Raw genomic sequence first — 17,785 nt, 5'->3', positions numbered from 1 at the left:
ATAAAACGGACCCTGTTAATGCTTTAAACCCAGAGAAGATAACTCTCCTCTGGGGTCTTAATATTTATTGCGGTTTAGATCTTACAACCGCCGCCTTCACAATCTTCTTCCGGCACTTGAACTGCATCGCCTTGGTCATCTTTAGCACCATCACGAGTGTTATGGTAGTAAAGCGTCTTAACACCGTACTTGTACGCTGTTAGTAGGTCTTGAAGCAGCTTCTTCATTGGTACTTTACCGCTATCGTAAACACTTGGATCATAGTTAGTGTTTGCAGAGATAGCTTGGTCAACGAATTTTTGCATGATACCCACTAGGTGTAGGTAACCGTCGTTAGAACCAATGTTCCAAAGTAGCTCGTAGTTCTCTTTAAGATTTAGGAAATCTGGAACCACTTGCTTGAGGATACCGTCTTTCGAAGCTTTCACTGACACGTAACCACGTGGTGGCTCGATACCGTTAGTCGCGTTCGAGATTTGAGACGATGTCTCAGAAGGCATAAGCGCTGTGAGCGTAGAGTTACGCAGACCGTGCTCCATGATCTCTTCACGTAGAGAGTCCCAATCGTAGTGCAGTGGCTCTTCACATACTAAGTCGATATCTTTTTTGTAAGTATCGATTGGCAGTAGGCCTTTCGCGTAGTTGGTCTCGTGGAAAGATGGGCAACGACCTTGCTCTTTCGCTAATTCAACAGACGCTTTTAGCAAGTGGTATTGAATTGCTTCAAAAGTACGGTGAGTCAGGCCATTCGCGCTGCCATCAGAGTACTTAACACCATTCTTCGCTAGGTAGTATGCGTAGTTGATTACACCAACACCTAAAGTACGACGGTTCATAGTCGACTTGTATGCAGCTGGAAGCGGGTAGTCTTGGTAATCAAGAAGTGCGTCTAGTGCACGAACAACCAACTCAGAAAGCTCTGCTAGGTCGTCTAGTTCATTGATTGCGCCAAGGTTAAATGCTGAAAGCGTACATAGTGCAATTTCGCCTTCGTCATCTTCTACGTTAGAAAGCGGCTTAGTTGGTAGCGCGATTTCTAAACATAGGTTCGATTGACGAACAGGAGCTACTTCAGAATCGAACGGGCTGTGTGTATTACAGTGGTCAACGTTCTGAATGTAGATACGGCCAGTAGAAGCACGCTCTTGCATTAGCAGAGAGAATAGCTCAACAGCTTTTACTGTTTCACGCTTCACTGAAGGATCGTTTTCGTACTTAACGTATAGCTCTTCAAAACGGTCTTGGTTTTCGAAGAACGCATCGTAAAGGCCAGGTACATCTGAAGGTGAGAACAGGCTGATGTTGCCACCTTGAACTAGACGAGAGTACATAAGCTTGTTCAGCTGTACACCGTAATCCATGTGACGAACACGGTTCTCTTCAACGCCGCGGTTATTTTTCAGTACTAATAGAGACTGAACTTCACCGTGCCATAGTGGGTAGAACACGGTTGCAGCACCACCACGAACACCACCTTGAGAACAACATTTTACTGCTGTTTGGAAGTATTTGTAGAAAGGGATACAGCCAGTGTGGAACGCTTCACCATTACGGATTTCAGAACCAAGCGCACGGATACGACCCGCGTTGATACCAATACCAGCACGTTGAGATACGTAACGAACAATTGAGCTTGCTGTTGCGTTGATTGAATCAAGGCTGTCACCACACTCGATCAGTACACAAGAACTGAATTGACGAGTAGGCGTACGTACACCAGACATGATCGGTGTAGGCAGAGAAATCTTAAACGTAGACGATGCGTCGTAAAAACGTTTGATGTAGTCAAGACGAGTCGATTTCGGGTATTTAGCGAATAGACACGCAGCAACTAAAATGTAAAGGAACTGAGCACTCTCGTAGATTTCTTTCGTTACACGGTTTTGCACGAAGTATTTACCTTCAAGCTGCTTAACCGCTGCGTAAGAGAAGTCTAAGTCACGTTTATGGTCGATGTACTCGTCAAGTTCGTCGAACTCAGCTTTCGAGTAGTCTTCCATTAGGTGGCTATCGTATTTACCCATATCAACCAGTTTTGCAACGTGGTCGTACAGTGCAGGCGGCTCGTATTCGCCGTACGCTTTTTTACGTAGGTGGAATACAGACAGACGTGCTGCTAGATATTGGTAATCAGGAGTATCTTCAGAGATTAAATCCGCTGCTGACTTGATGATTGTTTCATGAATGTCAGTAGTGGTAATGCCATCGTAAAACTGAATGTGAGCTTTCAATTCTACTTGTGATACAGAAACGTTGTGCAAGCCTTCAGCTGCCCATGTAATCACGCGATGGATTTTCTCTAGATCGATCGTTTCTTTGCGCCCGTTACGCTTGGTAACAGTAAGTTGTTGGTTCATTCTGCTTAATTTCCCTAACAAAACTGAACAAGGCCGTGTTTTTGTGTATTTCTGTGTAATTTTTGTAAATTACGTCTCGGCTTTGTGATCTTGGTCTACCCATATATTGTAGTTCAAACACAACATATAGGGGTCATTTGTTTGTTGGGTTACAAGATAGTGCTACAACTGATATTTTTCAAGGTAAAGAAATGGGGTTGCTTGTGGATAAGTGGTGGATTGAAAAAAAACTGTAAGTGACCACTAACTGATGAGGTTAGATGTGACTTGATTGTATAAAAGTCGGGTTTTAATCATGCTTTATTTTTGCACGCCCATAAAAAAAAATCCCTTGATCTTTGAGCAAAATGAGCGATGGATTTTGGGCGATTAAATTTAAATCGAGATGGTCAAAATGGAAGCTGGCGCACGAAATTTAGACTGAAAAAAGTCGCAAACTTATGGTAATTGCAACTCTTTTCATTTGTCTTTTTTATAAAAAATTTTACGGTAGGGCGACTGCTAGAAATACGAGTCGTTATTGGGCAAAATTTTGAGTGTGGACGATGTAGTTTACGTCTACATTTGTGCCTAAACGGTAAGTGTCCGTTAACGGGTTGTAGTGCAAGCCTGTAATGCCTAATTCTTGCAGCGGTGTGTTATCTATCATCTTGATAAGTTCGGCTGGGCGGATGAACTTCTCATGTTCATGAGTGCCTTCTGGAACAATCTTCAAGAGCTTTTCTGCACCAACAATCGCAAACAAGTAAGATTTGAAGTTGCGATTTAATGTAGAGAAGAAGACATGGCCGCCCGGTTTCACTAACTTTGAACATGCCGTGATAACAGATTGTGGGTCAGGAACATGCTCAAGCATTTCCATGCACGTTACCACATCGTAAGCCTGTGGGTTCTGTTCTGCGTGGTCTTCGATAGTGCTCTGAATGTAATCCAGCTTGGTACCCGTTTCTAATGCGTGAAGGCGTGCTACTTCTAGCGGCTCTTTACCCATGTCTAGGCCAGTCACTACCGCACCTTCAACAGCCATACTTTCCGCTAAAATACCGCCGCCGCAGCCAACATCGAGAACTTTCTTACCAAACAGGCCTTCGGTTTTCTCCAACACGTAATTCAGACGCAGTGGGTTGATTTGATGTAGCGGCTTAAACTCGCCTTCTAGATCCCACCAGCGCGACGCCATGTCTTCGAATTTCTTGATTTCTGCTGGGTCTACGTTTTGTGATTTAGTCATAATCGGCATTTCCAAGTTAAATAATGCATCCATGAAATTGCAGGCATTATAACTTGCCTTTTCGTGCTGACCAGAAGATCTACAATTTTGCTAGTTTATTGGATGTAAAGTGACCATGTTTCAGCAAGATATGATGCGGAGGTGCAATTTCTCATCAATTGATTGGCTACAAGGGTCACAAGATGGTAAAAGGAGAGGGAAAGTGATGCCTCCGTAGGTAAATTTGTGTTATATTTTTCGGTCTTATACGTATTCAAAAATACGATCTGACTATAGAGGGAAAATGGCTCTATGAGCGATCTAGCGAAAGAGATCACGCCCGTAAATATTGAAGATGAGCTTAGAGGTTCATACCTAGACTACGCGATGTCCGTCATCGTTGGTCGTGCCCTTCCAGATGTGCGTGATGGCCTAAAGCCAGTACACCGCCGCGTTTTGTTCGCGATGAATGTACTAGGTAATGATTGGAACAAACCATATAAAAAGTCTGCTCGTGTAGTAGGTGATGTAATCGGTAAATATCACCCGCATGGTGATAGCGCTGTATACGATACTATTGTACGTATGGCTCAACCGTTCTCGCTGCGTTACATGCTAGTTGATGGCCAAGGTAACTTTGGTTCTATCGATGGCGACTCCGCGGCTGCAATGCGTTATACCGAAGTTCGTATGGCGAAAATTGCGCACGAGTTACTGGCTGACCTTGATAAGGAAACTGTGGATTACGTACCGAACTACGATGGTACAGAACAAATTCCAGCAGTACTTCCTACAAAAATTCCTAACCTATTGGTAAACGGTGCTTCTGGTATCGCAGTAGGTATGGCTACCAACATTCCACCACATAACCTTGGTGAAGTTGTTGATGGCTGTTTGGCTTACATCAATAATGAAGAGATCACTATTGATGAGCTAATGGACTACATTCCTGGTCCTGACTTCCCAACAGCAGCACTTATCAGTGGTCGTAAAGGCATCGTTGATGCTTATAAGACTGGCCGCGGTAAGGTTTACATGCGTTCAAAAGCGGATATCGAAGTAGAGAAGAATGGTAAAGAAACCATTATCGTTACTGAGATCCCTTACCAAGTAAACAAAGCTCGTTTGATCGAGAAGATTGCTGAACTGGTTAAAGATAAGAAAGTAGAAGGCATCAGTGCTCTACGTGACGAATCTGATAAAGATGGTATGCGTATTGTTATTGAATGTAAGCGTGATGCAGTAGGCGAAGTGGTTCTAAACAACCTATACGCTCAAACTCAACTGCAAACGACTTTCGGTATCAACATGGTTGCGTTGAATAACGGTCAACCACAGTTGTTCAACATCAAAGACATGCTTAAGTGCTTCGTAGACCACCGTCGCGAAGTTGTGACACGTCGTACTATCTTCGAACTGAAGAAAGCGCGCGATCGTGCACACATCCTTGAAGCATTGTCTCTAGCACTTGCTAACATCGACGAAATCATCGAGCTTATCCGTAACGCTCCAACACCAGCAGAAGCAAAAGCTGGCTTAGTTGCACGCGGTTGGGACCTTGGTAACGTTGCTTCAATGCTTGAGCGTGCTGGTACTGATGCGGCTCGTCCTGATTGGTTGGAAGACCAATACGGCATCCGCGATGGCCAATACTTCCTAACGGAAACACAAGCACAAGCTATTCTAGAACTTCGTCTTCACCGCCTAACTGGCCTTGAGCACGAGAAGATTCTAGACGAGTACAAAGCACTTCTAGAAGAAATCGCTGAGCTAATGCACATTCTTGCAAGCACTGAGCGTTTGATGGAAGTTATCCGTGAAGAACTTGAAGCGGTACGTGAAATCTATGGCGACGAGCGTCGTACAGAAATCACAGCGGCAGTTCATGACATCGACATGGAAGAGCTGATTGCTCAAGAAGACGTTGTAGTAACGCTTTCTAACGCAGGTTACGTTAAGTACCAAATCCTAAGCGACTACGAATCTCAACGTCGTGGTGGTAAAGGTAAGAGTGCAACTAAGATGAAAGATGAGGATTACATTGAGCGTCTGCTTGTTGCTAATACTCACGATAACATTCTATGTTTCTCTACGCGTGGTAAGACATACCGTCTGAAAGTTTACCAACTACCATTAGCGAGTCGAACTGCTCGTGGTAAGCCTATCGTGAACATTCTTCCTCTAGAAGAAGGTGAGCGTATTACGGCTATCCTGCCTGTTTCTGAGTTCTCTAACGAGAAATTCATCTTCATGGCAACGGGTGACGGTACAGTTAAGAAGACATCACTGGATCAATTCGCAAACGTACGTGCTAACGGCCTAATCGCAGTTAACCTACGTGACGACGATTCACTGATTGGCGTTGACATCACTAACGGTGATAGCGACATCATGCTGTTCTCTAAATCGGGCAAAGTTGTTCGCTTTAACGAGGACAAAGTACGTGCAATGGGCCGTACTGCCTCTGGTGTTCGTGGTATGAAGCTTCCAGAAGACGATCAAGTGGTTTCACTGATTGTTCCTTCAAACGAAGGCGATATCCTAACTGTGACTCAAAACGGTTACGGTAAGCGTACTGAACTAGCTGAATACCCAACGAAAGGCCGTGCAACGCAAGGTGTAGTATCTATCAAAGTCTCTGAACGTAATGGCCCAGTTGTTGGTGCTGTTCAAGTTGAAGAAGGCGATGAAATGATGATGATCACCGACGCAGGTACGCTAGTACGTACTCGCGTAGCGGAAGTAAGCCAAGTTGGTCGTAACACTCAAGGTGTAACACTGATTCGTACTTCTGAAGACGAGAATGTTGTAGGTCTACAACGTATCGACGAAGTAGAAGAAGCTGAGATTGTAGAAGGCGAAGCTGTAGAAGCAAATGCTGAAACTATCAACGCTGAAGTTTCTGAATCAAGTGAAGAGCAAGCATCAGATGCTTCTGACTCTGAAAATGATAGCGAACAAGACGCTGAGTAATCTCTATTACGTTAAGTAATTAAGCTTACTATTGAAAAACCGAGCCTAAGTGCTCGGTTTTTTATTACCTGTTATTTGTAGAGTTTGATATGACTTAATAGCTAAGTTGTGTTCGCTAAAATCTCGATAGCTAAACCTTGATCAATATAGAGGTGAGTTGAAAGCGATAGAGTAGGGAGTGAATAGAAAGGAGTGTGGAATGGACATCTGGTTGTTGATTGCGTTGGTACTAATGAGCCTGTTTTTGATTGTGGTCGTCATCGCGGCGAACAAAAACAGCAGTCACCTGAGAAGCAATGTAGTGATTTCGCTTGTTGCTGTAACTTTGAGTGTGCTTGTTTGGTCTCAACTGAAACAAGAGATACCTGAACAGCCTTTGGATGATAGTAATCGTTACACGACAACAGATTTCGAAGACGAACTGCAGCAAAGCCTCAAACAAGATCCAAATCAATCCAACTTGTGGTTTAAGCTTGGTGGTGTGTATATGCAGAAAGGGGAATTTGATGCAGCGTTCACCTGTTACGATTACGCGATTCGATTAGATCCTCAAGCACCTTCAGGCCTCTATGCTGCCAAAGCAACGGCACTTTACTATCTTAGTTCTCAAGCCATGAACGATGACGTGAATGCATTATTGGAACACTCGATGCAACTTGATCCCAATGATCGAACTGCATTGATGCTGATTGCGACGGATCACTTCATTAGTATGCGCTATCAACAAGCGATTGATGCATGGACTCAAATCCTAGATTCCAATCAAAAGGGGATTGATCGCGTCTCGATTATCCACTCGATCAACCAAGCCAAACAGATGATCCGCTAGGCTTGGTCAACAGACAGTTCTTCCAGGTTAGCTTTTGAAGTGGTTTGCCTTTGAAACGGTGTGCCTTTAGAGCGTTCAGCCCTTAGAGCCATTAGTCTCTCAGGCTATTGGCTTTCTTGCATTTCACTTAAACCACCTGCGTTATGGATTTGAGTGAATCCTTGAGCTCGCAAGAATTGATAGGCTTGTCCTGAGCGATTCCCACTGCGGCAATACAAGACGATCGGTTGGTCTTTATCTATCTTAGCGAAGTGAGTCGCTACTTCCGAAAGAGGGTAGTTGATGGCGTTGTCTAGATGCCCTTGTTCAAATTCTGCGGGTGTTCTGACATCAACAACTAATGCGCCTTTCTCAATCAATTCCCACCCTGTCTCAGCTCGCTCAGAAGCGTAAACGCCTGAACTGAGTAGTGCGATACATAGTGCTGAAAGCGAAAATAAGGTTTTCATTGTTTATTCCTTGAATTGGCGAGTGGATCGGAGGTAGGTATTGATGTGTATTCCCTCAAAACCTAAAAAAACCAGCCACACCATAATAGTGTGACTGGTTTTTACGTAATGGTCTAATTGAAGTAACTAGTATTCGTAGCTGGCTTCACGCTTTTCAGCTTGCTCTTCCCACTTAGGAACAACTGTATCTAAGAAGTGTTGTTTCTCAGCGTTCATCTTATCCATGTCCATTCCAAGCGCTTTTTGAGCAGCTTCTTTGGTCGAAATGTCTGGAATCTCGATTGACTCAGTGATGCCTTTCTTCGCTAGTAGACGAATAATCTTAGTACGAGCATCGGCCGCGCGGTCAACAGCAGTTCCTAGGACTTCTAAAGCGACTTCAGGTGCATGCATATGAACACCATGAGATGCGATTGCATAGTCCCAGCGCCATTGAGCATGGCGGATATCCAGTAGGATAGGTTCCATCTCTTGCTCGGTTGCACCCGCTTCCCATGCTGCGCCCGCTTCAAAGTGAGCGGCAACGATTTGTTTCTCAGCAGTAAGCTTCATGTTGAGTACTTGCGCTTTACGGCTTGAAACGATGTTACGCATGGTCTCTTTAGATTGAGTATGACAGTTAGCACAGGTATCTTCGAAGCGGTCAAACGGGTTACCTACTTTATGGTCGGTATAAACGGTGCCATCTTCTTTGGTGACTTTAGGCATATGACAGTCAACACAAGCGACATTGTTCTTACCGTGAATACCTTCACGCCACGTTTCGTAACCAGGGTGCTGAGCTTTTAGCATCGGTGCTTTAGATACTTTATGTGTCCAATCTTTAAAGCCGATATCGTCGTAGTACTCTTCCATTTGTTCAACTCGGGTCCCTTTGTCCCAAGGGAACTTCACGCCTTTTGTTGGACCTGTGAAGTAGTACTCTACGTGACACTGAGCACAAACAGACGCTTGTTGGTCAAAGCGGCCTTGTTCTTCAAAGTTTTTACCAATCGCATCGAATGCACGTTCAACATAAGGACGAGTGACCTTCAGTGCAGGTTCACCGTTTTTAAAGCCTTCGCTTTGTGTGTCGTGACAGTCAGCACAGCCAATAGGGTTAACAATTTCGTTGCCAAGGCGTGCCCATTTGCCTTCAAAGTAACCGTCTTCACCACGTTCTTCGATAACACGAGCTACGTCTGGGCTTTTACAGCTCCAACATGCCATTGGCATAGGGCCTGAGTTTTCGTCGGTAGGTCCGCCAGTACGAAGCGTTTGTCTTACATCATCGATAGCATAAAAGTGGCCGCGTGCTTTGTTATAGTCTTTTGCAAAGCCATAGCCAGCCCACATGATAACCATGTTTGGATCTTCTTTTAGTGCATCCTCAATTGTTTCGCTTTCTGAGGTTTGTCTCCATGAGTGATATTGATCAGGGTGGTTTTGCTCGAACTGGTCGTTACGAGGATCGCCAATTTCTTTTTGTTCAGACGCAGCAAAACTGGTCGCGCTCGCAAGTGATGCGCTAACCATTAATAGTGCTGTGACGGAATTACGTATCCAATGCTTTTTCACAGTGATATCTCCAATATACTGATTTTTATACCAAGCGTTGTGAGTTTGCTATTCAAATTAAGAACTGGAGAATTCCTGTTTATATTAATTCATAAACAAACACATTTTGTTACGTGTTGGATATAGCTTGTCCCAGATCAATTAATGGTAGTGACTTCAATCACGTTGAAGTTTATATACCCCTAAAGGGGTATTGTTGATGCGAGTTATCAAAATCCAATTGAGAATTATTATCATATATAACAAGTAATTACTTACTATCTCCTTGTGATAAATAGGGTGATTACGTTCACATATTAAACCATTCAAATTTCGTATTACCCAATTAGGGGTATATTCTAAATATAGAAAGCGTTGTGGCTTATCCAAAATAAGAATTGATATCATTTAAACGGTAATAATATCGTTTAAGGGTACTTTTGTTTAACCGGAATATTATTTAGTTGAGAGTTAAATAATGCCGGTATAAGGAAAGGATAAAATGGGCAATATTAAATTGGCCATAGTCATAATGCTTAAATCCCTTCTAGCATTCTGCCTCTATGGTTATTCCATTCATGCTGTTGCTGAGCCTGCTGTAACGCCAGTAGGGGAATCAACAAGACATGAAGTCGAATTGATACGTGACAAAGATTACAAGTGTGTTCAATGCCATAAAGATTCAAAAGAAACGGTGTTTGGTTCACACGGTGAGAGTGCGCACGCTTTGCTTGGTCGTGAAGTTAACTGTACCGATTGTCACTCCTCTATAGGCCCCGATCACCGTGATGGTGCACCTGAAGTGGTGAAATATCGTGCGGCTCAATCACAACCTGGAACTGAAAAGGTTTTCCTCGATCCTAGCTTAATCTTAGATGCCAATAGCCAATGTATAGATTGTCATAAGCCTGATGATCTGCGCGAAGCAAGTTGGACTCACGATGTTCACGCACAAAACTTAACGTGTTCAAACTGCCACGATGTTCATGCGAGTGAAGCGAAGGTGCTTGGCTTAGATAAGAAGCAAACCATCAAGCTGTGTGTGGATTGCCATTCAGACTTCAACCAGAAGAAAGAAGGGGAGTAATCTATGAGCTGCTCAAGAAGAAACTTTTTGGCTGGCGCTGGCGCTGTTATCTTCACCACAGGTGTTGCGGGAACGGCGGCGGTGACAAGCCGTAAAACATTGGCCAATGTTCAAGAAGATGGTGCTAAGCGTTATGGAATGATTCATGACGAAACCGCGTGTATTGGTTGTACTGCTTGTACAGAAGCATGTCGTGAAGTGAACAAAGTGCCTGAAGGCGTATCGCGATTAGAAATTATTAAGAGCGAGCCTCAAGGCGAATATCCAAATGTTGATTACCGTTTCACTCGTAACTCTTGCCAACATTGTGATAATGCACCCTGTGTGATGGTTTGCCCAACAGGGGCTGCCTACAAAGATGAAAAAACTGGCATTGTTGATGTACACAAAGAGAAGTGCGTCGGTTGTGGTTATTGCCTGCTAGCTTGCCCATATCAAGTGCGCTTCTTCCATCCAGAGAATAAATCCGCAGATAAATGTAACTTCTGTCGTGACACCAATCTTGCACAAGGGAAGTTACCGGCTTGTGTCGAATCTTGCCCAACCAATGCGCTGGTATTTGGCGATCTAAATGACCCTAAGAGTGAGATAAACCAGGTGCTTAAATCTGAGGTGGTTTACAGAGATAAAGCTTATCTCGGTACTCAACCAAAACTTTATAAAGTGCCACACCAAAAAGGGGAGATTTGATTATGAGTGCATGGGACACAGCTTTTCAGTCTGGTACCGTGGTATGGGACTGGATTATCGCAATCTATCTATTTCTCGCGGGGATGTCGGCGGGTGCCGTAATGATCTCTATTTACTTAAAGCGTAAGGTCATTGAAGGCGATCCTGCTCATAATGGTGTGTTAACGGCTACGGCTTTTCTTGCGCCCTTTGGGATCATTTCAGGTCTGTTGATCTTGGTTTTCCACCTGACCAAACCGTTATCCTTTTGGAAGATCATGATCTTCTATAATCCAACGTCTGTGATGTCGATGGGTGTGATCTTATTCCAAGTGTATATGGTGATCTTATTCCTTTGGATTGGCATTATATTTAGAGATCAAATCGTCGTATTTTTAAATGACCAAGCATGGCTGAAAGGACGACTCGATTTCGTTGGTAACTGGATTGGCAAATTAGAAACGTTTGAGAATGCTTTGGAAATATTCTTAGCGGTTCTTGCTCTGATGCTTGCTGCTTACACCGGATTCTTACTGTCAGCTTTAAACACCTTCCCACTATTAAACAACCCAGTGTTGCCGATATTGTTCTTATTCTCGAGCTTATCTTCGGGAGCGGCGGCGTGTATTTTATTTGGTGTATTGGTCTTTAAAGAATCGCCTCATAGCCCGAGTATTTCATGGATCCACGGATTCGAACGTCCGGTTGTGATGTTTGAGTTGTTTGTTCTTATTACCTTCTTTACTGGGCTTATCTTCGCAGGTGGTCAAAGTGAACAAGCCGTATGGAACGCAATTGGTAGTGGTTTCTGGGCGAGTTGGTTCTGGTATGGCGTGATTGGTGTCGGAATGATTTTACCGTTGTTGCTGAATGCCGTTACACCAACCTCAATCCGCCATAGCTCGGTGTATATTTTCTCCGTGACTTCGCTAAGTCTAATGGGCGTATTAATGCTGCGAACTTTTGTCCTTTATGCAGGGCAGTTAACGATAGCTTAATTTTGCTCAAGTTTATTAATGGGCAGATGTCGGATACTAAACATCTGCTTATTAATGAACATGCTTTTAGTAAACATGAGATGCGTGTTCAGATCGGCTCTGCTCTAGCGGAGCCTTATTGAGGTGATATGGTCGGTTCTTTGGGGCTGTTTAGTTTAGTATTGGTTGCTGTGCTCAGTAGCATTATTGGTGTGTATTCGTTTTACCAAATGCTAAATAAACAGGTGCAAAATCTAAGTTTAATTCGCAGTTTTTCTCTTTCCAGCGCGTTGTTTTCTCTCACTTCTGTCGCGTTGCTTGGTTATGCTTTTGTCAGTGATGACTTTTCTGTCCTCTATGTCGCTGAACATTCAAATACTCAATTACCCTCATTTTTTAAGCTTGCAGCCGTATGGGCAGGTCATGAGGGTTCTTTGTTATTTTGGGTACTGACGATCAGCGTCTGGTCTGGCGTTATCGCTTTACAAAAACACTATTCGGATGAATACCAAAGCCGTGTGTTGTGGGTGATGAATCTGCTGCTTGCGATATTTGCTTGGTTTACGTTGTTCGCATCAAACCCATTTGAAATGAACTCGACATTGCCGTTAGAAGGACGTGACCTTAACCCAATGCTGCAAGATGTCGGTCTGATTTTTCACCCGCCGTTGCTTTATCTTGGTTATGTCGGCTTTTCTGTGGTGCTAGCATTTGCTGTTGCCGCTTTACTAGTTGATCCTATTGAGTTTGATTGGGTTACCCATTGTCGCAGTTGGTGTTTGGTCGCTTGGATCTTTTTAACCGCAGGGATCATTCTTGGTTCTTGGTGGGCATATTACGAATTAGGTTGGGGCGGCTGGTGGTTCTGGGATCCTGTTGAAAATGCCAGCTTATTACCGTGGCTCACTTCGACCGCTTTATTGCACAGCCTAGGTGTTGCAAAGGGTAAGCAACAGCTCCTTAAGTGGTCTCTTAGCCTTGCTTTCCTTACGTTTTGTTTGAGTATCTTAGGCACCTTTATTGTGCGTTCTGGTGTACTAACATCGGTACACGCTTTCGCTGTCGACCCAACTAAAGGCATCGCACTACTGCTCATATTGGTGTTGGTACTGGTGAGCTCATTTTCTCTGCTTATTGTTCGAGGGGAGTCTTTCGAATCAAGCCCGATTACCAGTTTCGCCAGTAAGAGCTTTTTGAGCCTCGTTGCGGTACTTGTTTTTGTTTTGGCGACGGCTGTCGTGGTGTTTGGTACTTTCTATCCAATGGTATTCGAGCTTCTTGGACTGGGTAACATTTCAGTCGGCGCACCTTACTTTAACCTGCTAATAGCACCGTTGGCTTTGTTCGCAATGGGCGTTGTTGGCCTTGCCCCGCTGCTCAGTATCAAGCCTCATGCGTCGAAAGGCGTTATTACATTAATCGCTCTAGTGTCTACTTGTCTCGGGTTTGCCTGTTATGTTTTACAAGTCGAGAAGATCCATGTGATGGTGCTGATAACATGGTCACTCGCGTTCTGGGTGTTACTGACCCATGTTTATGGCTTAGTGGTGACGCGCAGTTCCAAGTTCCAACGCAAAGTCTGGGTGATGACCTTTGCTCATGTAGGGGTTGCGGTACTCGCCGTAGGTGCTGCAATGAATAGCTATCACTCGTTTGAGCGCAGTTATAAACTAAGCCCTGGCGCACAAGTGAAATTCATGGACTGGACGCTTTCTCATCGCGATACTGAGCTTTATGTCGCCTCAAATTTTACCGCAGAGAAGGCGATACTAAGCTTAAACACTAATGAGAAAAGCTTTTCTATCGCGCCAGAAAGAAGACACTACCAAGTTCGAGTCATGAACATGAGTGAGCCTGCTATGAAATGGTTCTGGCATGGTGATGTTTATATCACCATGGGCGAGAAGGTCGATTCTACCGCCTACGCATTTCGAGTTCAGTACAAGTCGTATGCGCGCTGGATCTGGTTTGGTGGGTTGTTCTCCATTCTCGGCGCTTTACTTTCATTGACTCATCGTAAAAAGAAAACCGTTAAGGCGTCACAGTATGCATACCAGCGTTCGTAACAAGCTCATCACGTTAATTGTATTGGCATTTGTTGTGGTGTTGGGGTTCGCCTTTGCGCTCAATAATAAACAACAATCGACAACTGTGTCGGAGCAGAAAAGGGCATTTCCAGAATTCATATCTACTGCGTTAGCGAATAGTGAAGACATCAGCGGCAAACAGGAAATTACGTTGTCTGATATCACTCAGCATCCTTACCAATTGGTTAATGTATGGGCTTCGTGGTGCGGCATATGTAAAACTGAGCATTCTTTTTTGCTCAAACTTCACGCCAAAGGTATTCCAATTGTTGGGCTCAATTATCGAGATAATTCAGGCGCAGCAATTAATGTGTTGTCGAGCGACGGTAATCCGTACTTAACTGTGATCAGTGATCCTCAAGGTAAGCTAGCGTTAGAGCTCGGCGTAATCGGTACTCCTGAAACGTATCTGGTCGACGCTGACGGCCAAATCATTAAGAAGTTACTGGGCGTGATCAACGAATCCGTGTGGCAAGAAGAACTTGCGATGTATTTTGATGGTGCGAATGGATGATGAAGCCTTTAATACAAGCACTCGTTGTGCTGTCTACGCTTGTGGTTATTAGTTTTCCGACTTTGGCAGAAGATCTGTTTACAGCCAGTAATAAGGACACGAGTATTCAAGTTGAACTGTTTGAGTTTGAAAATCCAGAACAGCAGCAGCGCGCTATTACGTTGGCAAAAACGCTACGTTGTCCGCAATGCCAAAACCAAAATCTGATTGAATCCAACTCTCCGATAGCAAAAGACTTGCGCCTTGTTGTATTCAATATGGTGAAAGCAGGAAAGAGTAACAGTGATATTACTCAATATATGACAGAAAGGTTTGGTGAGTTCGTACTTTATAAACCCGCAATGAAGGTTTCAAATCTATTACTTTGGTTGCTACCAAGCGTGTTATTTTTATTATTTATATATCTATCAGTAAAAAGTGTTAGGAAGAGCTCATAAAAATTATGTATTAGTGTTTACCAATTGACCTGTATTTTGTAACATTAACCGATTATAAAGGCTAAGCACTGCTATATAAGGATGTATCTGTGGATAACGTAATCTCAAATTTAAAGAAAGAGTTCCATACTCGTGTCCAGTCAGACAAATGGGCAGAGAGATACAGTGCTAAGTCGAGCATTTCTACGCTAACTCAAGAAGAGTTAACCGAATTAGAGAATGCTTGGGTGCAACTTGTCATCTGGAAGCAAACTCAAGTAAGTTGAGCGTTCTGTAAAAAAGTGTCACTTTAGCCGCAACTGTTTAATTTATAACCCCATGTTGGTCATTCCAATGTGGGGTTTTTTCTTACTTGAAAATTAATTGTTATATTATAACAATTTGTGCGTAGTCGACCTTGAAAAAAATTGTTAACAGCCTCATAGTGTCTATCATTAGATAGTTAGCTACAAAATATTGCCTAGACATATAATGTAGTGTCGTTAAATACATCGAATTTTCAAGTGAGTATAGCTATGGCGGAAGTACGTGCCAGAATAGATTTCAAAGTAGGGGCAACAAGCAGTATCGATGCTGAACTTCTGTCTTTTCATGGGTTGAAAACAGATAAAGAGCATGTTGCTGTGATATTTAAATCAGCAGACAAAACACAAGACATACCTCTTGTTCGTATGCACTCTGAGTGTCTTACTGGTGATGTTTTCCATTCTTCTCGATGTGACTGTGGCGAGCAGCTAGACGAAACCATTAGAATTATGGGTGAAACAGGCGGTGTGATTCTTTACTTACGCCAAGAGGGACGTGGTATTGGTTTGTACAATAAAATCGATGCGTACCGCCTGCAAAGCGAAGGTATGAACACCTATGAAGCCAATAACCACCTAGGTTTTGGCGATGACTTACGTGATTTTACTGAAGCCGCTGAAATGCTACGTGCTTTAGGCACCACAAGAATCCGTTTAGTAACCAACAACCCTAAGAAGATCAACGAGCTGAAATCCTTTGGTATTGAAATTGAAGAAGTGGTGAATACTTCTGCTCATATCAAGTCAGGTAATGAAAGCTACCTGAAGGCGAAAGTCTCACATGGTAAGCATAATCTGGATATCTGATTAGTCTTCTTTGTTGCGCTTAACACAAAAATGTTCAAAGACCTCACAAATGTGAGGTTTTTTTGTATTTATCTTGCAATAAAATTGTAAGTTTGTATTATTCAAATTCGTAGTGTAAATGATAATGGTTTGCACTATTACTACGAATAATAATTTAAAGCTCAACAAGGATGCTTCATGACCATTAAATCTTTAGTGACAAAAGCCGTAACTTCGTCACTCATTTTTGCCTCTGCTTCTTCTTTCGCAGCAGTAACTCAAGATCAAGTTGTAGAACATTACGCAGATATTGCACATGCAGTGTTTGCAGACTCAGTAATTACAGCAAAAGCGTTGAACTCTTCTATTGATACCTTCTTAGCTTCTCCTTCTGCTGGCAACTTTGAACAAGTAAAACAAGCTTGGCTTGAGTCTCGTGTTCCTTACCAACAATCAGAAGTATTCCGCTTCGGCAACGCTGTTGTTGATGATTGGGAAGGCCAACTAAACGCATGGCCACTAGATGAAGGCCTGATTGACTATGTATCTTCTGATTACCAATATGAGCTTGGCAACGAAGGCGCTAGCGCAAACATCGTGGCGAATAAGACTTTCCAAATTGGCCAGACTACCGTTGATGCAACGAACATCACCCCTGAGCTAATCGCAGACTTAAACGAGATCGGCGGTTCTGAAGCGAACGTTGCATCTGGTTACCACGCGATTGAATTCCTACTTTGGGGCCAAGATCTAAACGGCACAAACGCAGGTGCAGGTGAGCGTGCTTACACTGATTTCGTTGTTGGCGCTGAGTGTACTAACGGCAACTGTGACCGTCGTGGCGCATACCTAAAAGCATCAGCTGAACTACTTATCCAAGACTTAGAGTGGATGGAAAAACAGTGGGCTGAAGGTGAGAAAGGCAACTATCGTCAAGAGCTTCTTTCTGAGTCTAGCGAGAACGGCCTACGTAAAATGCTATTCGGCATGGGTTCACTGTCTCTAGGTGAGCTAGCGGGCGAGCGTATGAAGGTTGCACTAGAAGCGAACTCAACTGAAGATGAGCACGATTGTTTCTCTGACAACACGCATAACTCTCACTACTACAACGAGCAAGGCATCTACAACGTTTACACGGGTCTATACAAGCGTGAAGACGGTACTCTACTTTCAGGTCCAAGCCTGTTTGACCTGGTAGAGCAAAAAGATGAGCAAGCTGCGAAAGAGATCCAAAAGCAGTTTGACTTAGCACGTGCACAAGTAGGCGAGTTAGTAACGTCTGCAGAGAAAAATAACCAGCACTTCGATCAGCTAATCGCTGCTGATAACGCTGCAGGTAACGCGCTAGTAAACAAAACAATTGTTGCGCTAGTGTCTCAAACAGCTGCAATTGAGCGTGCTGCGGGTGTGATTGGCATTGATAGCCTAAATCCAGACACGGCTGATCACGAGTTCTAAGAACCCGAGACCAAAACTATGTAAGGGCTCTCATTGAGCCCTTAATTGTTTGTTACTCAAGAAAGTCACTCCCACATAAAAACTAAAATCAAAAACACAGCAAGGCAATGT

15 protein-coding genes are annotated in these 17,785 nt (G+C 43.5%); 11 read left to right on the top strand and 4 right to left on the bottom strand.

Features of this window, described 5'->3' with window-relative positions:
* Positions 1–74: 74 nt before the first annotated feature.
* The gene (nrdA, locus tag BCT34_RS11860; RefSeq protein ID WP_076654840.1) at positions 75–2,357 is read right to left on the bottom strand and encodes a class 1a ribonucleoside-diphosphate reductase subunit alpha; all 2,283 of its coding nucleotides are present in this window, start codon (positions 2,355–2,357) and stop codon (positions 75–77) included.
* Between the two features lie 517 nt (positions 2,358–2,874).
* Complete coding sequence (gene ubiG / locus BCT34_RS11855; RefSeq protein WP_076654842.1) at positions 2,875–3,621, bottom strand: bifunctional 2-polyprenyl-6-hydroxyphenol methylase/3-demethylubiquinol 3-O-methyltransferase UbiG; 747 nt, start codon at positions 3,619–3,621, stop codon at positions 2,875–2,877.
* A 258-nt stretch (positions 3,622–3,879) separates the two neighbouring features.
* Between ubiG and gyrA the strand changes: the two genes are divergently transcribed.
* Positions 3,880–6,540, top strand: coding sequence for a DNA topoisomerase (ATP-hydrolyzing) subunit A (gyrA, locus tag BCT34_RS11850; RefSeq protein ID WP_076654843.1), 2,661 nt, complete (start codon positions 3,880–3,882; stop codon positions 6,538–6,540).
* Positions 6,541–6,739: 199 nt separating this feature from the next.
* A complete protein-coding gene (locus tag BCT34_RS11845) occupies positions 6,740–7,369 on the top strand; it encodes a tetratricopeptide repeat protein (protein WP_076654844.1) in 630 nt (209 codons plus the stop codon).
* 104 nt (positions 7,370–7,473) lie between these two features.
* Here BCT34_RS11845 and BCT34_RS11840 read toward each other — a convergent pair whose 3' ends face one another.
* Together BCT34_RS11840 and nrfA are read right to left on the bottom strand one after the other, a co-directional pair.
* Positions 7,474–7,818: a rhodanese-like domain-containing protein gene (locus tag BCT34_RS11840; protein WP_076654845.1), complete on the bottom strand. Its 345-nt coding sequence runs from the start codon at positions 7,816–7,818 to the stop codon at positions 7,474–7,476.
* A gap of 126 nt (positions 7,819–7,944) precedes the next feature.
* Positions 7,945–9,375, bottom strand: a complete 1,431-nt coding sequence (gene nrfA, locus BCT34_RS11835) for an ammonia-forming nitrite reductase cytochrome c552 subunit (RefSeq protein ID WP_174571155.1) — start codon at positions 9,373–9,375, stop codon at positions 7,945–7,947.
* 481 nt (positions 9,376–9,856) lie between these two features.
* Between nrfA and nrfB the strand changes: the two genes are divergently transcribed.
* The 9 genes from nrfB to BCT34_RS11795 all read left to right on the top strand — a co-directional run bounded on the left by nrfB (position 9,857) and on the right by BCT34_RS11795 (position 17,674).
* Positions 9,857–10,441, top strand: a complete 585-nt coding sequence (gene nrfB, locus BCT34_RS11830; RefSeq protein WP_008222036.1) for a cytochrome c nitrite reductase pentaheme subunit — start codon at positions 9,857–9,859, stop codon at positions 10,439–10,441.
* Between the two features lie 3 nt (positions 10,442–10,444).
* Positions 10,445–11,131, top strand: coding sequence for a cytochrome c nitrite reductase Fe-S protein (gene nrfC, locus BCT34_RS11825; protein ID WP_076654847.1), 687 nt, complete (start codon positions 10,445–10,447; stop codon positions 11,129–11,131).
* Between the two features lie 2 nt (positions 11,132–11,133).
* Positions 11,134–12,108 (top strand): cytochrome c nitrite reductase subunit NrfD, encoded by a 975-nt coding sequence (nrfD, locus tag BCT34_RS11820; RefSeq protein ID WP_076654848.1) that lies wholly within the window; start codon positions 11,134–11,136, stop codon positions 12,106–12,108.
* Between the two features lie 128 nt (positions 12,109–12,236).
* Positions 12,237–14,153 carry a heme lyase CcmF/NrfE family subunit gene (locus BCT34_RS11815; protein WP_076654849.1) on the top strand — a complete coding sequence of 639 codons (1,917 nt, stop codon included), beginning with the start codon at positions 12,237–12,239 and terminating at the stop codon, positions 14,151–14,153.
* Positions 14,134–14,688: a DsbE family thiol:disulfide interchange protein gene (locus BCT34_RS11810; protein WP_076654850.1), complete on the top strand. Its 555-nt coding sequence runs from the start codon at positions 14,134–14,136 to the stop codon at positions 14,686–14,688. Before BCT34_RS11815 ends, BCT34_RS11810 begins: the two co-directional genes overlap by 20 nt.
* The gene (gene nrfF, locus BCT34_RS11805; RefSeq protein ID WP_076654851.1) at positions 14,685–15,125 is read left to right on the top strand and encodes a heme lyase NrfEFG subunit NrfF; all 441 of its coding nucleotides are present in this window, start codon (positions 14,685–14,687) and stop codon (positions 15,123–15,125) included. Before BCT34_RS11810 ends, nrfF begins: the two co-directional genes overlap by 4 nt.
* A gap of 89 nt (positions 15,126–15,214) precedes the next feature.
* A complete protein-coding gene (locus tag BCT34_RS24425; protein WP_017632056.1) occupies positions 15,215–15,391 on the top strand; it encodes a hypothetical protein in 177 nt (58 codons plus the stop codon).
* Between the two features lie 249 nt (positions 15,392–15,640).
* A complete protein-coding gene (gene ribA, locus BCT34_RS11800; protein WP_076654852.1) occupies positions 15,641–16,237 on the top strand; it encodes a GTP cyclohydrolase II in 597 nt (198 codons plus the stop codon).
* A 177-nt stretch (positions 16,238–16,414) separates the two neighbouring features.
* Positions 16,415–17,674 carry an imelysin family protein gene (locus BCT34_RS11795; protein WP_076654853.1) on the top strand — a complete coding sequence of 420 codons (1,260 nt, stop codon included), beginning with the start codon at positions 16,415–16,417 and terminating at the stop codon, positions 17,672–17,674.
* Positions 17,675–17,785: the final 111 nt, after the last annotated feature.

Origin of the sequence: Vibrio sp. 10N.261.45.E2 (assembly GCF_002875705.1) — a bacterium.
Classification (GTDB): Bacteria; Pseudomonadota; Gammaproteobacteria; order Enterobacterales; family Vibrionaceae; genus Vibrio.
Note: the sequence above shows the minus strand (reverse complement) of the source record. Positions and strands in the feature narration are given on the sequence as shown.

Bases quoted from the DNA above. Each gene is read 5' to 3' on its own strand.
- BCT34_RS11840 (WP_076654845.1), bottom strand. From the start codon at position 7,818: ATGAAAACCTTATTTTCGCTTTCAGCACTATGTATCGCACTACTCAGT.
- nrfC (WP_076654847.1), top strand. From the start codon at position 10,445: ATGAGCTGCTCAAGAAGAAACTTTTTGGCTGGCGCTGGCGCTGTTATC.
- nrfF (WP_076654851.1), top strand. From the start codon at position 14,685: ATGATGAAGCCTTTAATACAAGCACTCGTTGTGCTGTCTACGCTTGTG.
- BCT34_RS11845 (WP_076654844.1), top strand. From the start codon at position 6,740: ATGGACATCTGGTTGTTGATTGCGTTGGTACTAATGAGCCTGTTTTTG.
- ribA (WP_076654852.1), top strand. From the start codon at position 15,641: ATGGCGGAAGTACGTGCCAGAATAGATTTCAAAGTAGGGGCAACAAGC.
- BCT34_RS11810 (WP_076654850.1), top strand. From the start codon at position 14,134: ATGCATACCAGCGTTCGTAACAAGCTCATCACGTTAATTGTATTGGCA.
- gyrA (WP_076654843.1), top strand. From the start codon at position 3,880: ATGAGCGATCTAGCGAAAGAGATCACGCCCGTAAATATTGAAGATGAG.
- nrdA (WP_076654840.1), bottom strand. From the start codon at position 2,357: ATGAACCAACAACTTACTGTTACCAAGCGTAACGGGCGCAAAGAAACG.
- BCT34_RS11815 (WP_076654849.1), top strand. From the start codon at position 12,237: ATGGTCGGTTCTTTGGGGCTGTTTAGTTTAGTATTGGTTGCTGTGCTC.
- nrfD (WP_076654848.1), top strand. From the start codon at position 11,134: ATGAGTGCATGGGACACAGCTTTTCAGTCTGGTACCGTGGTATGGGAC.
- BCT34_RS11795 (WP_076654853.1), top strand. From the start codon at position 16,415: ATGACCATTAAATCTTTAGTGACAAAAGCCGTAACTTCGTCACTCATT.
- nrfB (WP_008222036.1), top strand. From the start codon at position 9,857: ATGGGCAATATTAAATTGGCCATAGTCATAATGCTTAAATCCCTTCTA.
- ubiG (WP_076654842.1), bottom strand. From the start codon at position 3,621: ATGGATGCATTATTTAACTTGGAAATGCCGATTATGACTAAATCACAA.